Consider the following 17,139-nt stretch of genomic DNA (forward strand, 5'->3'; position numbering starts at 1 on the left):
CGGGCGCGTCGGCGCATGTAGTTAGATCGTAGGCATGTCGACACCCGATCACTTCGCCCTCGAACGCTTCGACGTCGCCGAAATCGGTTCGATCACTGCGATTTTTACCGCAAAGGCGTACGCCGCCGGACTGTACGTCCTGCACTTCGGTGACGGCCAGGCCTACACCGGGCAGGCCGCGGACGTCGCGGCCCAGTTCCTCGCCGACCGTGCCGAATGGGACGACATCGACGCCGTCGAGTTCGTATCGTGGCCCGCGGACGAGCTGGTGGCGGGCGCAACCCGGCTCAGCGCGATCACCGCGCAGACCGCGCAACTCCGCACGCGTGGGCAGGACGTGCCTGCCGCGGCGGCGTCGAGCAGGGACGTCTTTCCGCTCGAACGCGGCAAGCGGATCACTGTCACCTCCGGCGAGGTCGGCGACCGCAGGTCGAAGTTCTGGGAACTCTCCGACCACCTCGCGTACCAGGAGATCCGCAGCATCGTGGCCGATTACATCAACTCCACGATCCCGGATCCGGTCAACACGCAGAAGTATCTGTGGAACGTCGTGGCACTGCCTGCCACCGATGGAGCCGAGGATCGCCGACGACTGCTGACGCTGTACTGCGGCGACCTCGAGACGCTGTACATCACCGAGATCACCCACGACGACGACACCATCGAGCTCGACCTCGCCATCAACACCGCCATCCCGGCCCAGAGGTCCGATGCGGAGCTGGAGGTCTCCAACGATTCGGTGATCGCAGGCGTCGGTGGTTACGAGAACGAGCGTGTGTGGTCGTGGTCGATCGACCTCGGTGCGCTGCTGGAGGAGGACGTCGACGTCGAGCTCAGTATCGACGACGACACGTTCGACGATCTCGCCTACGCCCTCAACGTGCGTCTGCTCAGCCGAGACGGGTCATCGCATGCGCGGCACCACAACCAGGATCTGGCGAACGATCTGCTGGCCGAGGCGTACCGGCAGAGTTAGTGGTGTAGCCGCACCAGCCCTGCCGCCGTCCTGGCATCGATGATCAACGACGACACCAGACCCGATTTCAGAACCGAACGGACCGCCGCGAGTTTGGCCTCACCGGCTGCGATGGCGATGACGTCCGGGATTCCGCGGAGGGCATCCTCCGAGACTCCCATCCGCCGGTCGTCCAGGCCGCTGACCCGATGTCCGTCCGCGTCCAGCAACAGGGCGCAGGACTCGGCCACCACGCCTTTGTCGGTCCAGCTACTGGCTTCCGACGGGGTGAGAAGGTCGTAGACCTGCGACAGCCCTGGCTGCCAAGCCCCGATGGACACAACGGCTTTCGTCACCGAGGCGTGGTGTCTCAGTGTCTCCTGTATCCCTCTGCTGCTGCGCAGCGCAGCGCAGGTCCGCGAGTCCGCGACCACCAGCGGCGCGTACATCGACCACGCTTGTCCCCCACCGAGTTCGGTGATCCGACGCACCAGCTCGGCCGACGTGGCACCGACGGCACCCGCCATGCCGGTCAACTGCACCACGTCACATTCGGCGACGGCGTCGAGGTGGGTGGTCATCCGCGATAGCGTGCGCCCGCAATCGACGCCGAGTACGTCTGCGGGCGTGACGATTTCACTCAGGAGATCGGCGGTGACGCGCCCTACGGCATCCCACAGCTCGTCCTGGCCGTCACTGGCGGTGCGCACAGCGAAGGCCATGCGCAAACCGAACTCGTCCTTGAGCGCCCGGGACAGGTCGATGTCGATCGACTCCGGCGCATGCACGGTGATCTCGACCATCCCGGACGCAACCGCGTCCTCGAGTATCCGCGCGACCTTGAAGCGCGAGAGGCCGAACTCGTCGGCGATCTGAACCCGCGTCCGTCCGTCGAGGTAGTACCTGCGTGCGATGAGCCCTCGCTGACTGAGCTCCTCGGGTCCGGCCCTGCGGACTTCGGGTTCCTGCGGCATCCCCCCACCTTTCGTGTCACTGCGACCATCATGACCGTAGATGCTCACATGAGCAAGCTCGTTGACATGTGAGCACCCGAGGGTGCATGATCCTGTTCACTAATCACGTGAGCAGTGAGGTACACCATATGAGCAAGCTCGACGACGCCGAACTTCGGCGTCTCGCGCACACCGTGTTGGTCCGGGAGGCCGCAGGCCTGACCAACTTGGCTGACACCGTCGAGCCCAGCGTCGTTCGAGTCGCCCGCGCGGTCGTGGAGACGACCGGCAAGGTCATCACCACCGGTTCCGGCACCTCCGGCATCATGGCCGAGCGCCTGGCCCACCTCCTCTCGGTATGCGGCGCGCCCGCCCTCTACCTACCCGCCATGGACGCACTGCACGGCGGTATGGGCGCCATCGGCACCACCGACCTCGTTCTCGCCGTCTCCAAGACGGGACGCTCCACCGAACTCACCCAGCTGGTCACCCGCCTCGTCGACCGTGGCGTCCACGTCATCGCAGTCACCGAGGACGCGGGATCTCCGTTCGGCAACGCCGCAACCGAGGTGGCCGAACTCCCCGCTACCGCTGCCGATTCCGACCCCGGAAACATGATCGCGATGACGAGCACGCTCGCAGTCGGCGCGTGGGGTGACGCCGTCAGCGTCGTCGCGATGGCCTTGAGCGGCCACACGATGCACGACGTCGTCAACTCCCACCCGGCAGGTGGCGTCGGCACCCGCGAGGACGTCATGTCCGACACCGACAAGCCGGTGGTCGGACTGTGACCAGAGAAGTCGTCGTCGGGATCGACTCGTCGACTCAGTCCTGCAAGGCCGAGGTGCGCGACGCCCAGAGCGGCGAGCTGCTCGCCTCGGGCTCGGCTCCCCATACCCCAGCATTCCCGCCGTGCAGTGAACAGGATCCCCGGTCGTGGTGGGACGCTTTGGTTCTCGCGGTACGTACCGCACTCGCCGACGCCGGTGACGTGCAGGTCACCGCGATGGCCGTCGCGGCCCAGTGTCACGGCCTCGTGCTGCTCGATTCCGACGGCGAACCATTGCGTCCGGCGAAACTCTGGAACGACACCACCGGTGCCGACCAACTGGCGGCACTCGTCGAGACGATCGGTGGACCGCAGTGGGTGCGCCGCATCGGCTCGCTGCCGACAGCCGCGTTCACCATCGCCAAGCTGGCGTGGGTCGCCGAGCACGAGCCCGCAGTGCTCGACAGGACCCATCGCATCCTGCTCCCGCACGACTATCTGACATTCCGACTCACCGGACGCGCCGTCACCGACCGCTCGGACGCGTCGGGAACCGGATATTTCGACGCGACGACGTCCACCTGGTTGCCGGAATTCCTCGACGCCGCAGCCGGCCCGCGCGACTGGCTCCCGATGCTCCCGGTCGTGCTCGGCGGCGCCGAACCAGCGGGCCCGCTGACCGAACAGGCAGCAGCCGAACTCGGACTCACCGGACCGGTACAGATCGGAGCGGGCGCGGGTGATCAGCATGCCGCGTACCTCGGCCTCGGACTGAGCGACGGCGACCAGTACATCGGGCTGGGAACCTCGGGAGTCTTCGCCACCTCGACGCGCACCGCGGTGTTCGACGAGGCAGGCATCGTCAACGGCGTCGCCGACACCACCGGGGGCTACCTGCCTCTTGTCTGCACCCTCAACGCCGCACGGGTGGGCGACACCGCTGCGCGGATCCTCGGCACCGACCATGCGGGGCTTGCGGAGCTCGCACTCGCTGCCGAACCCACCGTCGGACCGACGCTCGTGCCGTTCCTCGACGGCGAACGCACACCGAATCGGCCGTACGCCCGAGGCCTGATCTCGGACCTGACCTCTGCGACGACGCGCGAGGAGATGGCCCGCGCGTTCCTCGAAGGCCCACTTCTCTCGCTGCTCGCCGGACGGGATGCGTTGCGGTCCTTCGGAATCGCATGCGACGGGCCTCTGACCGTCGTCGGCGGTGGCGCTCGGTCGCGTGCAACGTTGCAACTGCTGGCCGACCTGTCCGGTGACACCGTCACCGTGCCGGACGCCGACGAGGCGACAGCCCGCGGGGCCTGCGTACAGGCCGCGGCCGTGGCCGCAGGTGTCGACGAAGCCGGCATGGTCGATCTCGCTCGCCGGTGGACGCCGTCGGCTCGCACCACGGTGCTCCCGCGCGACACCGGACGCGACATCAGCACTGTCCGTGCCCGCTGGGCCGACGCGGCAGCCGTCGACGCCCTCGATCGGCGGGAGACCACATGACCGTCGCCCTCGCTCCGTGGCACATCGGCCACGAAAGCCGTTTGACGGGAAGCATTTACGCGGTCGCACCCGAACTCCGCGTAGACGCTGCTCGCGCCCTCGTCGACGCGGGCATCTCGGTGCACATCGATGTCATGGCACCGAACGAAGGACTGCCGGTCGGGATCACCGTCGACGAGTTGGACGAACTCGCCGCGGTCGTTCCGCAGGACAAGCTCGGCATCCACCTCATCGGAAGTTCCGAGGCAGTCGAGGCGATGCTGCCCGCCGTTCCACATGCGGGAGATCTGTACGTGCCGATCGGAACCCGTGCCTCGCAGTCCATACGGCTGTGGGCAGCGATCTGGGACGAGGCCGACGAGTACTCCGCGCCGACCGTCGACCTGGATGGTTACGACGGCGTACTCGTCATGCTTCTCGAGCCTGGAACCTCGGGAGCCGCCGACCCGGACCGACTGCGGATCGCCGCCGCGTTCGCCGGCCGCACCGCGGTGACCGTCGACGGCGGGGTCACCGAGGAACTGATGTCCTCGTGCCACACCGCAGGCGCCACGACGATGGTCGTCGGACGCGCCCTACTGACCAATTCCATACTGCTGACCGATTCCACACTGCCGGAAGGACAATCATGACCACCGCCACACCAACACCTCCCGCGTCGTCGATGCGGGCGAGCGTGATGACCGGCGTGCGCACGCTCGAGATCGAGGACCGACCGGTTCCCACACCGGCACCGAACGAGGTGCTGATCGAGGTCGCTGCCGTCGGTGTATGCGGATCGGACGTTCACTACTACCGCGAAGGCCGTATCGGCGACTTCGTCGTCGACGATCCGATGATCCTCGGCCACGAGCTGTCGGGCCGTATCGCTGCGGTCGGTGACGGCGTCGACGAGTCCCGGATCGGCCAGCGCGTCGCCGTGGAGCCGCAGCATCCGTGCCGCCGATGCAAGCAGTGCATGGCGGGCCGCTACAACCTGTGTCCCGACATGAAGTTCTACGCCACTCCCCCGGTCGACGGCGCATTCTGCCGCTACGTCACCATCGACTCGGATTTCGCTCACCCCGTGCCGGATTCGATGTCCGACGAGGCTGCGGCACTGCTGGAGCCACTGTCGGTGGCCGTCACCACGATGCGCAAGGCCGGGATCGTCCCCGGCTCGTCGATCCTCATCGCGGGCGCCGGGCCCATCGGCATCATCACCGCGCAAGCCGCACGTGCCTTCGGCGCCGCGCGCATCGTGGTCTCCGATCCGGTGGCATCACGTCGTGAGCGCGCACTGACCTTCGGCGCCACCGAAGTGATCGACCCGATGGTCGACGACGTCGCCGCCCTGACCCCTCAGGTCGACGCGTTCGTCGACGCCAGTGGCGCCGTTCCTGCCGTGCAGAGCGGCATCCGCGCCGTCGGGCCGGCCGGACGTGTCGTTCTCGTCGGCATGGGCGCGGACAACTACCCGCTCCCCATCAGCCATATCCAGAACTTGGAGATCACGGTCACCGGGGTGTTCCGTTACACCGACACCTGGCCCGCTGCAATCCATCTCGTGTCCTCGGGACTGGTCGATCTCGATCGTCTCGTCACCGGACGCTACGACCTCGAACACGTCGCCGACGCGCTCGAGAGTGACACCGACCCTGCCAGCCTCAAGTCGATAGTGGTGCCTGCATGAGTAACAATCCTTTTGATCTGACCGGACGTACCGCCATCGTCACCGGCGGCAACCAGGGGCTCGGACGCGCGTTCGCGTTCGGACTCGCCGCAGCGGGCGCACGCGTCGCCATCGCCGGTCGAAGCGCCGAGCGCAACGACCAGGTCGTCGCGGCAGCCGCGTCCGAGGGATACGATTTCGCGGCCATCACCGCCGACATCACACAGCACGCCGACATCGAGCGTATGACCGCCGAGGCGATCGACAAGCTCGGCCACGTCGACATTCTCGTCAACAACGCCGGTACCTGCTACCACAACGACTCGTGGGACGTCACCGAGAACGAATGGGACAACGTCTTCGATCTCAACGTGAAAGCCCTGTGGGAGTGCAGCATCGCCGTCGGTGCGCACATGCGTGAGCGCGGCAAGGGCTCGATCGTCAACATCGGTTCGATGTCCGGCATCATCGTCAACCGGCCGCAGATGCAGCCCGCCTACAACGCGTCGAAGGCAGCGGTTCACCACCTGACCAAATCCCTTGCCGCCGAATGGGGCCCGCTCGGCATCCGCGTCAACGCAGTAGCACCCGGTTACTGCAAGACCGAAATGGCACCGGTCGACCGTCCCGATCTCAAGCGCTACTGGATCGACGACGCCCCACTGCAGCGTTACGCGATGCCCGAGGAGATCGCACCGAGCGTCGTCTTCCTCGCCAGCGACGCCGCCAGCTTCATCACCGGATCGGTACTCGTCGCGGACGGAGGCTACACAGCATGGTGAGCACGGAAATATCGACCGTTCGGCGGATTCTCGTCGAAGGAATCGACGACATCAGCGTCGAGACCACCCCGACGCCGGAGGCAGGACCAGGTGAGGTCCGAGTCCGCAGCACCGTCGTCGGAATCTGCGGATCCGACATCCACGCCGCGCACGGACGGCACCCGTTCATCGACCTGCCGTTCCGGCCGGGTCACGAGGTCGTCGGTGTCGTCGACGCTGTCGGTGAGGGTACCGACGCCTCGCTCGTCGGCACGAGGGTCGTCGTCGAACCGAATCTCGCGTGCGGCCACTGTACGCAGTGCCTGGCCGGCCGATACAACATCTGCGCCGAGCTCGCCGTCTTCGGGTGCCAGACACCGGGCGGTCTGACCGATGCGTTCACCATCGCCGCCGACCGAGTCATCCCGCTGGACGACGCACTCGACGACCGGCACGCCGCGCTCATCGAGCCGCTTGCGACCCCGGTGCACGCGGTTCGCCGGGCAGGCAAGCTCGTCGACGGACTCGACGGCAAGCGTGTCGCCGTGCTCGGCGCAGGCCCCATCGGCCTGTTCGTGCTGCTGGCCGCCCGGCGGGCCGGTGCCATCGTCGTCGTCGCCGATCTGCTCGAATCCAAGCGCACCCGCGCACAGCGACTGGGTGCGATCGGCAGCTTCGACCCGACCGCAGAAGGCGCCGTCACCACCGCCAAGGACATCCTCGGCGGACCGGCGGACGTCGTCATCGATTGCGTCTCGCGGGAGTCGTCGATGGCTCAGGCCGTCGACCTCGTGGACAAGGGCGGGGCCATCCTCGTCGTCGGTGTCGCGGCGGGCGCCACCCCGGTTCTCCTCGATCTGATCCAGGACCGTGAGCTCGTCGTCGCGGGCTGCCTGATGTACGTCCGCGAGGACGTTCAGGAGGCCATCGACATGCTGACCGAGGGTGTCGTACCGATCGACGAGTTCGTCACCGCCGAATTCCCGCTCGATCGCGCAGCGGAGGCCTTCGCCGCATCGACCGATCCCGAGCACGTGAAAGTCCTGATCACCGTCGGTGACCGACCATGACCCGGCTGCTCGACTGCCAGGAGGTGACCAAGAGTTTCGGCGGAGTTCCTGTGCTGAAAGGAATCTCGCTCGAACTGCACCCTGGCACCGTCACCGCACTCGCCGGTGAGAACGGCGCGGGCAAGTCGACTTTGATGAAGATCGCGACCGGGCAGCTTCGCGCCGACACCGGTACCGTCACCATCGGAGAACACACGCTGTCGGCAGGCGATCCGCGGGATGCGGTCCGCCACGGTGTTGTCATCGTGCCGCAGGAGCTCGCCTCGATCGACGACATGACGGTGTACGAGAACATGTTCGTCGGTCGCGAGAAGCGCCGCGGAATCCTTCTCGACCGCCGGGCCATGATCAAGGAAGCCGCCGAAGCCCTTGCGGTGTTCGACGTGTCCATCTCGCCGACCGCGCGCATGGGGAGCCTGCCCGTCGGACTTCGGCAGATCATCGAGATCGTCAAGGCCGCCCGCACCGGCGCCCAGGTCGTCATGCTCGACGAGCCGACCTCCGCCATCTCCGAACGTGAGGTCGAAGGCCTCTACAAAGTGATGAAGCAACTGCGCGACCGCGGCGTGGCGATGGTGTACACGACGCACAAGATGGCCGAAATCCGTGCCATCGCGGACCGAGTCGTCGTACTGCGAGACGGAAAGCTCATCACCGACGAATCCCTCGCCGACATCACCGACGACGAGATCGTCACCGCGATGATCGGCCGCGAACTGGAGCATCTGTTCCCCGCTGTCGGCAAGGACACCGGCGATGTGGTCCTCGAAGTCGAGAACCTGCTCGTCGCAGGCGCTTCCGAGCCGGTGAACCTCACCGTCAGGCGCGGTGAGATCGTCGGGTTGGCCGGCCTCGTCGGCGCAGGCCGCACCGAGTTGCTCGAGGCGCTGTTCGGTATGCGTTCGGTGATATCGGGAACGATCAAGGTCGACGGCAAGCTGATCACCAAGGGTCGACCGGCTGCGGCCATCACCGCGGGCATGGCCATGGTGCCCGAGGACCGCAAGGTCAACGGCGTCGTATTGTCGATGAGCGTGCTGGACAACGGATCTCTTCCCAGGCTGGCGTCCTTCAGCATCGCCGGATGGTTGCGCAACAAGTCCCGATCCACCGCCGTGGCCGGCGCCATGGAGTCGGTACGACTGCGCAGCCGCGGACTGAGCCAGAGCGTCGGCACCCTGTCCGGTGGAAATCAGCAGAAAGTAGTGCTCGCTCGCTGGTTGACCGGTACCGTCAACGTACTGCTTCTCGACGAACCCACCCGCGGTGTCGACGTCGGAGCTCGCTCCGAGATCTATCGGATCATCACCGAATTCGCCAGCCGCGGAATGGCAGTCGTCATGGCGTCGTCGGACATGCCCGAGATCGTCGGTCTCTCGCACCGCGCGTTCGTCATGCGTGAGGGCGCCTTCGTCGGCGAACTCGATCGACAGGCGCTCGATCATCCCGAAGTTCAGGACTCGGTCTTCCGTCTGGCCACCGCCCTGGACTCACGAAGCGAAACACCCGCGGCCGAACAGCGGCCGTCACTCGAGGAGGCACAACAGTGACAACACCCGTCGCTGAAACGGACGACAAGACGTCCGTATCGGCCACCACAGGCGAACCGGTACGCCGGTTCTCCGGTGCCTGGGCTGGAGCTCTGGCTCTGCGTTACTCCATGGTCATCGTCATGCTGCTCGTCATCGCGTACTTCTCGTATCGCAGTGCACGATTCGGCACCGTCGACAACCTGCAGACGATCCTCGTCGCGGCTGCACCGTTCGCTCTGATCGCCCTGGGGCAGACACTGGTCATCCTCACCGGCGGTATCGACCTGTCGGTCGGCAGCGTCATCGCCGTGTCCGCGATGGCATCCGCGGCAGTGGCGAAGGCCAACCCGGGCCAGATCTGGATGACCGTGCTCGTCGCGATGGCCGTCGGCCTGATCGCGGGCTCGATCAACGGATATCTGGTTTCGCGCATCAATGTGCCTCCATTCATCGCGACACTCGGTATGCTCACCGCAGGTTCAGGTTTCGCGTATGTCATCGGCGGTGGCGCACCCATCAACGGGCTTCCCGCCGAGTTCGGCCAGATCGCCAACACCAAGATCTTCGGACTGCAGATCCCGGTTCTGGTGATGATCATCGGCATCGTCGTGCTGGCCGTGGTGATGAAGCGAACCGCATACGGTATGCGCGTATACGCCGTCGGCGGTAACCGCACGGCAGCCGAGATCGCCGGCATCAATGCCAAGAACGTCCTGTTCAGTGTCTATGCACTGTCCGGCGTGCTTGCCGGCCTGTCGGGTGTCATGCTCGCATCCCGCGTCATCTCCGGTCCGCCCAACCTCGGCCAGGGATACGAACTGGACGCGATCGCCGCCGTCGTCATCGGCGGTGCGAGCCTCATGGGCGGACGCGGCACCATCTGGGGAACCGCGCTCGGGCTGTTCATGATTCAGACGCTCAACAACGGCCTCGATCTCCTCGTGGTACCTGCCTACTGGCAGGACGTCATCAAGGGCGTCCTCATCGTCGCTGCCGTCTCGGTCGACGTGTGGTCGTCCAAACGAAGAACCTGACCGACCTTCTCAACTCTCGTCACAACATTCACCGATCTGGAGATGACAATGAAGTTTACTTCCAAGATGCTGACCGTGGCGGCCACCGGCCTCCTCGCCGTCGGTGTCACCGCCTGCGGCGCGGGCGATACCAGTGCCCAGGACGGAAAGACGCGCATCGGCGTCACCGTCTACGACATGAGCTCGTTCATCACCGCAGGCAAGGAAGGCATGGAGACCTACGCCGCGGCCAATGACATCGAGTTGCTGTGGAACTCCGCAGGCAACGATGTCTCGACGCAGGCGAGCCAGGTCGACTCCCTGATCAACCAGGGCGTCGATGCGATCATCATTGTTCCGGTGCAGGCAGATTCGCTCGCTCCGCAGGTGCAGTCCGCCAAGGACAAGGACATTCCCGTCATCGCGGTCAATGCGGAACTCGAGACCGATCAGATCTCCGGCAACGTCCAGCCCGACGACGTCGCGGCAGGCGCGCAGGAAATGCAGATGATGGCCGACAAGCTCGGTGGCCGCGGCAACATCGTCATCCTGCAGGGCCCGCTCGGCGGATCCGGTGAAATCAACCGTGGCGCAGGCATCGACCAGGTTCTCGCGAAGTACCCGGACATCAAGGTGCTCGCCAAGGACACCGCCAACTGGAAGCGCGACGAGGCCGTCAACAAGACCAAGAACTGGCTCTCCAGCTTCGGCGACCAGATCGACGGCGTCGTCTCCCAGAACGACGACATGGGCCTCGGCGCACTGCAGGCTCTCAAGGAAGCCGGCCGCACCGATGTTCCGATCGTGGGCATCGACGGCATCGAGGACGGGCTCAATGCCGTCAAGAGCGGTGAATTCATCGGCACGTCACTGCAGAACGGCACTGTCGAGCTCTCCGCAGGTTTGGCTGTAGCGAACCGTATCGCCAAGGGCGAGGACGGCGACACCGCACCGGTGTACATCATGCCTGCCATCACCCCGGAGAACGTCGACGTCGCCATCGAGCACGTCGTGACCGAGCGTCAGGCCTTCCTCGACGGCCTGGTCGAACTGACCGATCAGAACCTCGAGTCCGGCGACATCGCCAACGAGGGCATCCCCGGTCAGTAGACCGCTACCGGCTTCGAGGTGGGGCGGCGCTGTCCCCCACACCCGCCCCACCTCGAATACCACCGCTCTGAACATCACCGCTCTGAACATCACAGCTCGAACCTCTCAGCTCGAAACGAAAGGTGTGTCCTGACATGACGACCGTCCCTGCTCCCGTCGATCTGTCGTTCGACGGCATGGTGGCCGTCGTGTCCGGCGGCGCCTCAGGAATCGGTGCAGCCATCGGCGCCGCGTACGTCGCACAGGGCGCCGACGTCGTCCTCGTCGATCGCGATGGCGACGCAGCGGCGAAAACCGCGTCGGACATCGGTGCCCGTAGCCTCGCCTGCGATGTCGCCGACCGCGAATCCGTCCGCGCCGCAGCCTCTTCCGTCGTCGCCGAGCTCGGACACGTGGACGTACTGGTCAACTCGGCCGGTGTCGCTCGCCTGGCTCCCGCCGAGGAACTGTCGGACGAGTTCTGGAACCTCACGATGAACGTCAACCTGACCGGAACATTCCTGATGTGCCAGGAGTTCGGTCGCATCATGCTGGGGCGTGGCAGCGGGCGCATCGTCAACATCGCCTCGCAGGCCGCCACCGTCGCAATCGAGGAGCACGCAGCGTACTGCGCCTCGAAATTCGGTGTGCTCGGGCTGACCAAGGTGCTCGCAGCGGAATGGGCGGGCCGCGGCGTCACGGTCAACACCATCTCCCCCACTGTCGTCATGACCCCACTCGGCCGCGAGGCTTGGTCCAACCCGAAGGGTGACGCGCTGCGCGCCCGTATTCCGGTGGGCCGCTTCGCCGAAACCCAGGACGTCACCTCGGTTGCCATCTTCCTGGCTTCGGCCGGCGCGGCGATGATCAACGGTGCCGACATCCTCGTCGACGGCGGTTACACGATCCTCTGACGTGCCTCCGGCGCCCGCACGTGCACACTGACCGCGGACGGTGACTCCTCACGGACGGTCGCGGAGCGCACGCTTGAGCAACTTCCCACTCTGATTGCGCGGAAGTTCATCGACGAAGACGACCGACTTCGGCACCTTGAACGGTGCGATCAGACCCTTGACGTGCTCGATCAGGGCTGCCTCCGTGACAGTGCGGGATCCATCCTTGAGTACGACGACCGCAGTGACTGCCTCGATCCACTTCTCGTCGGGCGTCCCGATGACAGCTACCTCCGCGACCGAGGGATGTGTGTAGATCGCATCCTCGACCTCACGCGAGGCGACCAGAATCCCTCCGGTGTTGATGACGTCCTTGATGCGATCGACGACGGTGATGAATCCCTCGGAGTCACGTGTCACGAGATCACCCGAATGAAACCACCCGTCCTGGAACGCTTCTTCGGTGGACTCGGGGTTGTTCCAGTATCCATCACACAGTTGCGGTGAGCGGTAGAGCACTTCACCCGGTTCGCCGTCGGGTACGTCGCCACCGTCGGCATCGACCACCCTCGTTTCCACGAAGAACACCGCGCGCCCACACGATGCGGGGCGGTCTTCGTGCTCGTCAGGCTGCAAGACGGTTGCCAGCGGTCCGATCTCGGACTGCCCGAAACAGTTGTAGAAGCCCAGCTCCGGATACCGCGCTCGCAGCCTGTTCAGCACGGTGACGGGCATGATGGACGCACCGTACTGCGCCTTGGTGAGCGAGGATAGGTCCCGTGTCGCCAGATCCGGATGGTTCGCGAGCGGAACCCATACCGTCGGCGCAAGAAACAGCGATCCGATCTTGTCTTCCTCGATGCGGCGCAGGATCTCGGACACGTCGGGCCGCTTCATCAGATGCACCGTCGCCCCGACCGACAAGTAGGGCAACGTGAACACGTGCATGCCTGCAGAGTGGTACAGCGGCATCGCGACGAGGGGATTGTCGTCCTTGTCGAGACCGAGCGAAATCACCGAGGACACGTACTCGGCCACCAGCGCACCGTGGGACATCATGGCGCCCTTGGGCTTCGACGTCGTACCCGAGGTGTACAGCAGCTGAGCGAGGTCACCGGACGCTGCAACGGACTCGAATTCACCAGCGTCGTCGCCGGTGTCGAGCAGTACTGGCAACAGCAACACGTGGTCGATGTGGAGATCGCCGCGCACCGAGTCCAACGTCGGCTCGAGATCCGGATCGACGAGCACCACACGGGAGCCCGATTGCTCCACAATGTATTTCAGTTCTTCCCCTACGAGGGCGTAGTTCACCGGCACGTGTACGAGGCCGGCTCGCACGCATGCCAAGAATCCCACGACGTACGAGTCGGAGTTGACTCCGTACGCGGCGACACGATCTCCCGTCGACAGCCCGAGCGAGAGCAGTCGTCGAGCTGCACTGCTGACGACGTCGTCCAAGTGTCGGTAGTTGTGGCTGCGACCATCGAAGGTGATGGCCGTTCGCTCGGGGTATCTCGCGGCCGACCGCCGCAGGACGCCGTCGATGGTGTTCGTCCGCGAGCCCATGCCGACAGGCTATAGGACGTCCAACGAAAACCGGGGCGATACGGTCGCATCACCCGATTCGACCCGGTCCCCGAATCGAGTTGGATATCATGGCTCAATGCTCTCATCGGTGCCCGAGCCCACGCGGTCGTGGCGGGACACACTGTCCCCCGAGCACCTCCGTCGAATACTCGAAGTTCTCGACGTCTGCCGCACGTCCGGGAACGGCACACGCTTCAAGGAGAACCTGGTAGACGCTGTCGCGACGATATTCGACGTCCGTGACGTCACGTTCTTCTTCGGAACCACGTTCCCGACGCTGTTCGCCGATCCGGCACCTCTTCTGACCGGCGCCGCCGAACCCTTGCTCGACGTGTATCAGGAGCGGTGGCGAGAGAAGGACGTATTCGCACTCCCTCAGGCCCGGCGAGCGCTGACGGACGACGGCTTTGCCACCCTCGACGATCTCGCCCGGCTGCCGGTGCCGCAGAAGTCCTACGTCGAGGACTACCTCGCACCCCATGGCATGGGCACCGCGTCGGCGATCCACCTGCGCTTCGCCGACGGCGAAGCACTCGTAGGCATGTTCGATCGCGAACGCCACTGGGATCAGGTCGATATCACCGCGATGCGGCTTCTCGCCTCGCATCTTCGGGTGACCAGCCGTTCCGTCGTCATCGGTGCGGATGTGGAGTCGGTCGATGCACTCTCCGGGCTCACACCTCGTCAGATCGAGGTGGCCGAACTGATCACCGACGGTCTCACCAACGCCGAGATCGCATCCGCGCTCACACTGACCGAGATGACCGTCAAGAAGTACGTCAGCCGGATCTTCGAGACCACCGGCCTTCGCAACCGGGCAGCACTCACCGCCTCGATACTGCGCCGACAGGGCTCGGCCATCTGACTGTCCACTTTCGAGGACCGTCGGATGCTGTGGCGCAGGTCAGAGTCGCCGAGAGAAGTTTCTCGGCGATCGAGTCGACGCGAGCACGAGGAACCATCGTCAACGTTGCTGCGTGGGAGCGCATGGACTCGGTAACCTCGGACATCGAGTCCATGCGCTGCGTTGTGGTCATGTCTGCGTTGTGATTCAGCCTGCCGAGAATTCTCCTGCTGCGGCAACGACATCGCTGGCGAAGGTTCCCAAGGTCACGCTGGTTGCACCACCGTCGACGGGAATCACGGCCCCGCTGACGTATTCCGACAGGTCACTGGCAAGGAATGCAGCAACCGCGGCCACATCCGCGGGATACCCGACACGAAGGGACGGCTGCGACGGGCCGAGACGTGCGGCCAAGAACTCGATGAACTCCTCGCTCCTGGCGTCCTCGACTCCGAAGGTTCTGGACATGATGGGGGTCATGATGATTCCTGGGGCAATTGCATTCGATCTGATGCCGTGCGGGCCGAGTTCCGCTGCAGCTTGACGCACGAGCCCCACCACGGCATGTTTTGCCGCCGTGTAACCGACTGTGCTCCAACCACCTTGCAACGACGCTGCGCTGCCGGTCGACACAATCGACCCCTTCGACCCCTGCTCGATGAACTGCGCTGCACTGTATTTGTGACCGAGAAGCACCGAACGCGCCAGCAGTGCAACAGTTCTGTCGAATCCGTCGGCGTCAGCCTCCAGAATCGACGACGGGTCCCCCTGCGCGCCTGCGTTGTTGACCATCACGTCCAGTCGACCGAATTGCTTCACGGCGAAGGAGATCGAGTCTCGCACCGATCCCTCGTCCGTCACGTCCGTGTGGGTGTACGCCGCTGCATCCCCAAGATCTCGCGCGATCGCTGCCCCTTCGTCACGGATGTCGGCAATGACGACCTTCGCGCCTTCGGCAACGAACCGCTCGACGATTCCCCGCCCGATTCCGCTCGTACCGCCCGTCACGACGGCCACTTTGCCCTCGAGTAGTTTCGTCATTTCTCTCTCCCGAATCATGTCTTGGGACAATGGCGTGTAGGCGCCCTGCACCGTGCTGACAAGACCGATACTGTTCGGTCAAGACCGATATTGTTCAGTCTGTCCGAACAGTTGTTCGGTCGTCGACCCTGCGGCCGACGTCTCAAATGTACGCCGACAAGTATTCACGGGCTGCCGGGTGCCCAACGGCCCACCGATCGATCGATACGATCCGCACTGTCCACTTTCGAGGACTGTCGGCCACTGTGGCGTAGGTCATACAGTCACCGAGACCAATCCACTCGGCACTTTTGGAGACTCGATGACGCGTCTGAAGTTCGGTACGTTTCTCGCCCCTATCCACACCCCAGGACAGAACCCGACACTGCTGCTTCAGCGCGATCTCGAACTCGTCGAGTACGTCGAGAAGCTGGGCTTCGACGAGGCGTGGTTCGGCGAACACCACTCGGCAGGCGCCGAGATCTACGCCTCCCCCGAGATCATGATCGCCGCGGCCGGTGAGCGCACAAGCCGCATCAAGCTCGGCACCGGCGTCACCTCGGTCAGTTACCACAACCCACTGTGGGCAGCCGAGCGTATGGTCCTGCTCGATCACCTGACGCACGGCCGTGTCCTGTTCGGCCTCGGCCCCGGCTCGCTGCCCACCGACGCCGCGATGCTCGGCCTCTCGCAGATCGACACCCGAGAGTTGTTGGCCGAGAACGCCGACATCATCATGCGTCTGCTGCGCGGTGAGACCGTCACCGCCAAGACCCGCACGCACGAGCTGTTCGACGCAAAGATCCAGATGGCGCCGTACTCCGACCCGCTGTTCGATGTCGTCGTCGCAGCGATCGCGTCACCGACCGGCGCACGTCTGGCAGGCAAACTGGGCATCGGCCTGCTGTCCATCGCCGCGACGTTGACTGCCGACGGATTCAGTGCGCTGCAACACCATTGGGGCATGCTCGAAGAGTTCGCCGCACAGGCCGGCCGTTCCGACGAGGTGGACCGTGCGGCGTGGCGCCTCGTCGGGCCGTTCCATATCGCCGAGACCGTCGAGCAGGCGTACGAGGACGTCGAGCACGGCATCGAGTACTGGTTCAACTATCTGCAGCACGTTGCAGCGTTCCCGCAGATGGACGTTCGCGGCGAGAACAAGAAGGAGATGATCGACTTCATCAACACCTCCGGCATCGGCGTCATCGGCACCGCGGAACAGGCACGCGCGCAGGTGCAACGCCTCGTCGACCAGTCCGGCGGATTCGGCACACTGCTGATCCAAGGTCACGACTGGGCGAACCCGCAGGCCACCAAACGTTCCTACGAGCTGTTCGCGCAGGACGTCATGCCGTACTTCCAAGGACAGGCGCAGCCGATGCTCGACGCGGCGGCCCACGCCGAGGCTGTGCGCGGAGGCCAGGCCGACGAGCATCGCAAGGCAGTCGACCATATGACACAGAAGTACAACGCCGAGCTGGGAAGGGTCTAGAGAA

General features: G+C 65.0%; 17 protein-coding genes. 14 read left to right on the forward strand and 3 right to left on the reverse strand.

The features are described from left to right. Positions 1 to 34 precede the first annotated feature (34 nt). Complete coding sequence (locus tag RY1_RS14120) at positions 35 to 976, forward strand: hypothetical protein (RefSeq protein ID WP_245819660.1); 942 nt, start codon at positions 35 to 37, stop codon at positions 974 to 976. Here the strand turns inward: RY1_RS14120 and RY1_RS14125 are convergent. Continuing rightward, the gene (locus tag RY1_RS14125) at positions 973 to 1,929 is read right to left on the reverse strand and encodes a sugar-binding transcriptional regulator (RefSeq protein WP_072804197.1); all 957 of its coding nucleotides are present in this window, start codon (positions 1,927 to 1,929) and stop codon (positions 973 to 975) included. The genes RY1_RS14120 and RY1_RS14125 overlap by 4 nt on opposite strands. Before the next feature lie 128 nt (positions 1,930 to 2,057). Between RY1_RS14125 and RY1_RS14130 the strand changes: the two genes are divergently transcribed. The 10 genes from RY1_RS14130 to RY1_RS14175 all read left to right on the forward strand — a co-directional run bounded on the left by RY1_RS14130 (position 2,058) and on the right by RY1_RS14175 (position 12,210). Further along, positions 2,058 to 2,699, forward strand: a complete 642-nt coding sequence (locus RY1_RS14130) for an SIS domain-containing protein (RefSeq protein WP_245819661.1) — start codon at positions 2,058 to 2,060, stop codon at positions 2,697 to 2,699. After that, positions 2,696 to 4,180, forward strand: a complete 1,485-nt coding sequence (xylB, locus tag RY1_RS14135; protein WP_072804199.1) for a xylulokinase — start codon at positions 2,696 to 2,698, stop codon at positions 4,178 to 4,180. The genes RY1_RS14130 and xylB overlap by 4 nt, the downstream gene beginning before the upstream one ends. Continuing rightward, positions 4,177 to 4,812, forward strand: coding sequence for a beta/alpha barrel domain-containing protein (locus RY1_RS14140; protein ID WP_072804200.1), 636 nt, complete (start codon positions 4,177 to 4,179; stop codon positions 4,810 to 4,812). The genes xylB and RY1_RS14140 overlap by 4 nt, the downstream gene beginning before the upstream one ends. Further along, complete coding sequence (locus RY1_RS14145) at positions 4,809 to 5,852, forward strand: NAD(P)-dependent alcohol dehydrogenase (RefSeq protein WP_072804201.1); 1,044 nt, start codon at positions 4,809 to 4,811, stop codon at positions 5,850 to 5,852. The genes RY1_RS14140 and RY1_RS14145 overlap by 4 nt, the downstream gene beginning before the upstream one ends. After that, complete coding sequence (locus tag RY1_RS14150) at positions 5,849 to 6,613, forward strand: SDR family NAD(P)-dependent oxidoreductase (protein WP_072804202.1); 765 nt, start codon at positions 5,849 to 5,851, stop codon at positions 6,611 to 6,613. Before RY1_RS14145 ends, RY1_RS14150 begins: the two co-directional genes overlap by 4 nt. Beyond that, the gene (locus RY1_RS14155) at positions 6,607 to 7,662 is read left to right on the forward strand and encodes a zinc-dependent alcohol dehydrogenase (RefSeq protein ID WP_072804203.1); all 1,056 of its coding nucleotides are present in this window, start codon (positions 6,607 to 6,609) and stop codon (positions 7,660 to 7,662) included. Before RY1_RS14150 ends, RY1_RS14155 begins: the two co-directional genes overlap by 7 nt. Beyond that, complete coding sequence (locus tag RY1_RS14160) at positions 7,659 to 9,212, forward strand: sugar ABC transporter ATP-binding protein (protein ID WP_072804204.1); 1,554 nt, start codon at positions 7,659 to 7,661, stop codon at positions 9,210 to 9,212. Before RY1_RS14155 ends, RY1_RS14160 begins: the two co-directional genes overlap by 4 nt. Then, positions 9,209 to 10,228, forward strand: coding sequence for an ABC transporter permease (locus RY1_RS14165; protein WP_072804205.1), 1,020 nt, complete (start codon positions 9,209 to 9,211; stop codon positions 10,226 to 10,228). Before RY1_RS14160 ends, RY1_RS14165 begins: the two co-directional genes overlap by 4 nt. Positions 10,229 to 10,276: 48 nt before the next feature. Then, positions 10,277 to 11,317, forward strand: a complete 1,041-nt coding sequence (locus RY1_RS14170; protein ID WP_072804206.1) for a substrate-binding domain-containing protein — start codon at positions 10,277 to 10,279, stop codon at positions 11,315 to 11,317. 134 nt (positions 11,318 to 11,451) lie between these two features. Next, positions 11,452 to 12,210, forward strand: coding sequence for a GolD/DthD family dehydrogenase (locus RY1_RS14175; RefSeq protein WP_072804207.1), 759 nt, complete (start codon positions 11,452 to 11,454; stop codon positions 12,208 to 12,210). A 48-nt stretch (positions 12,211 to 12,258) separates the two neighbouring features. On the opposite strand, the gene RY1_RS14180 is transcribed toward RY1_RS14175, so the two are convergent. Then, positions 12,259 to 13,758, reverse strand: a complete 1,500-nt coding sequence (locus RY1_RS14180) for a fatty acyl-CoA synthetase (RefSeq protein WP_072804208.1) — start codon at positions 13,756 to 13,758, stop codon at positions 12,259 to 12,261. A gap of 97 nt (positions 13,759 to 13,855) precedes the next feature. Between RY1_RS14180 and RY1_RS14185 the strand changes: the two genes are divergently transcribed. Both RY1_RS14185 and RY1_RS29970 read left to right on the forward strand, forming a co-directional pair. Next, entirely contained in the window at positions 13,856 to 14,644 is a 789-nt protein-coding gene (locus RY1_RS14185) for a helix-turn-helix transcriptional regulator (protein WP_072804209.1), read from the forward strand. Positions 14,645 to 14,673: 29 nt separating this feature from the next. Continuing rightward, complete coding sequence (locus RY1_RS29970; protein ID WP_156376392.1) at positions 14,674 to 14,829, forward strand: hypothetical protein; 156 nt, start codon at positions 14,674 to 14,676, stop codon at positions 14,827 to 14,829. Between the two features lies 1 nt (position 14,830). Here the strand turns inward: RY1_RS29970 and RY1_RS14190 are convergent, their stop codons facing one another. Beyond that, positions 14,831 to 15,664 (reverse strand): SDR family NAD(P)-dependent oxidoreductase, encoded by an 834-nt coding sequence (locus tag RY1_RS14190; RefSeq protein WP_072804210.1) that lies wholly within the window; start codon positions 15,662 to 15,664, stop codon positions 14,831 to 14,833. 301 nt (positions 15,665 to 15,965) lie between these two features. Between RY1_RS14190 and RY1_RS14195 the strand changes: the two genes are divergently transcribed. Beyond that, entirely contained in the window at positions 15,966 to 17,135 is a 1,170-nt protein-coding gene (locus RY1_RS14195) for an LLM class flavin-dependent oxidoreductase (RefSeq protein WP_072804211.1), read from the forward strand. The last annotated feature ends 4 nt before the right edge of the window (positions 17,136 to 17,139 follow it).

Origin of the sequence: Rhodococcus yunnanensis NBRC 103083 (genome assembly GCF_001895005.1) — a bacterium.
In the GTDB taxonomy this organism is placed as follows: Bacteria; Actinomycetota; Actinomycetes; order Mycobacteriales; family Mycobacteriaceae; genus Rhodococcoides; species Rhodococcoides yunnanense.

What these genes read in the sequence shown, in the direction of transcription:
- RY1_RS14120 (WP_245819660.1), top strand. Translation starts at nt 35, where the DNA reads ATGTCGACACCCGATCACTTCGCCCTCGAACGCTTCGACGTCGCCGAA.
- RY1_RS14125 (WP_072804197.1), bottom strand. Translation starts at nt 1,929, where the DNA reads ATGCCGCAGGAACCCGAAGTCCGCAGGGCCGGACCCGAGGAGCTCAGT.
- RY1_RS14130 (WP_245819661.1), top strand. Translation starts at nt 2,058, where the DNA reads ATGAGCAAGCTCGACGACGCCGAACTTCGGCGTCTCGCGCACACCGTG.
- RY1_RS14140 (WP_072804200.1), top strand. Translation starts at nt 4,177, where the DNA reads ATGACCGTCGCCCTCGCTCCGTGGCACATCGGCCACGAAAGCCGTTTG.
- RY1_RS14145 (WP_072804201.1), top strand. Translation starts at nt 4,809, where the DNA reads ATGACCACCGCCACACCAACACCTCCCGCGTCGTCGATGCGGGCGAGC.
- RY1_RS14150 (WP_072804202.1), top strand. Translation starts at nt 5,849, where the DNA reads ATGAGTAACAATCCTTTTGATCTGACCGGACGTACCGCCATCGTCACC.
- RY1_RS14155 (WP_072804203.1), top strand. Translation starts at nt 6,607, where the DNA reads ATGGTGAGCACGGAAATATCGACCGTTCGGCGGATTCTCGTCGAAGGA.
- RY1_RS14160 (WP_072804204.1), top strand. Translation starts at nt 7,659, where the DNA reads ATGACCCGGCTGCTCGACTGCCAGGAGGTGACCAAGAGTTTCGGCGGA.
- RY1_RS14170 (WP_072804206.1), top strand. Translation starts at nt 10,277, where the DNA reads ATGAAGTTTACTTCCAAGATGCTGACCGTGGCGGCCACCGGCCTCCTC.
- RY1_RS14175 (WP_072804207.1), top strand. Translation starts at nt 11,452, where the DNA reads ATGACGACCGTCCCTGCTCCCGTCGATCTGTCGTTCGACGGCATGGTG.
- RY1_RS14180 (WP_072804208.1), bottom strand. Translation starts at nt 13,758, where the DNA reads ATGGGCTCGCGGACGAACACCATCGACGGCGTCCTGCGGCGGTCGGCC.
- RY1_RS14185 (WP_072804209.1), top strand. Translation starts at nt 13,856, where the DNA reads ATGCTCTCATCGGTGCCCGAGCCCACGCGGTCGTGGCGGGACACACTG.
- RY1_RS14190 (WP_072804210.1), bottom strand. Translation starts at nt 15,664, where the DNA reads ATGACGAAACTACTCGAGGGCAAAGTGGCCGTCGTGACGGGCGGTACG.
- RY1_RS14195 (WP_072804211.1), top strand. Translation starts at nt 15,966, where the DNA reads ATGACGCGTCTGAAGTTCGGTACGTTTCTCGCCCCTATCCACACCCCA.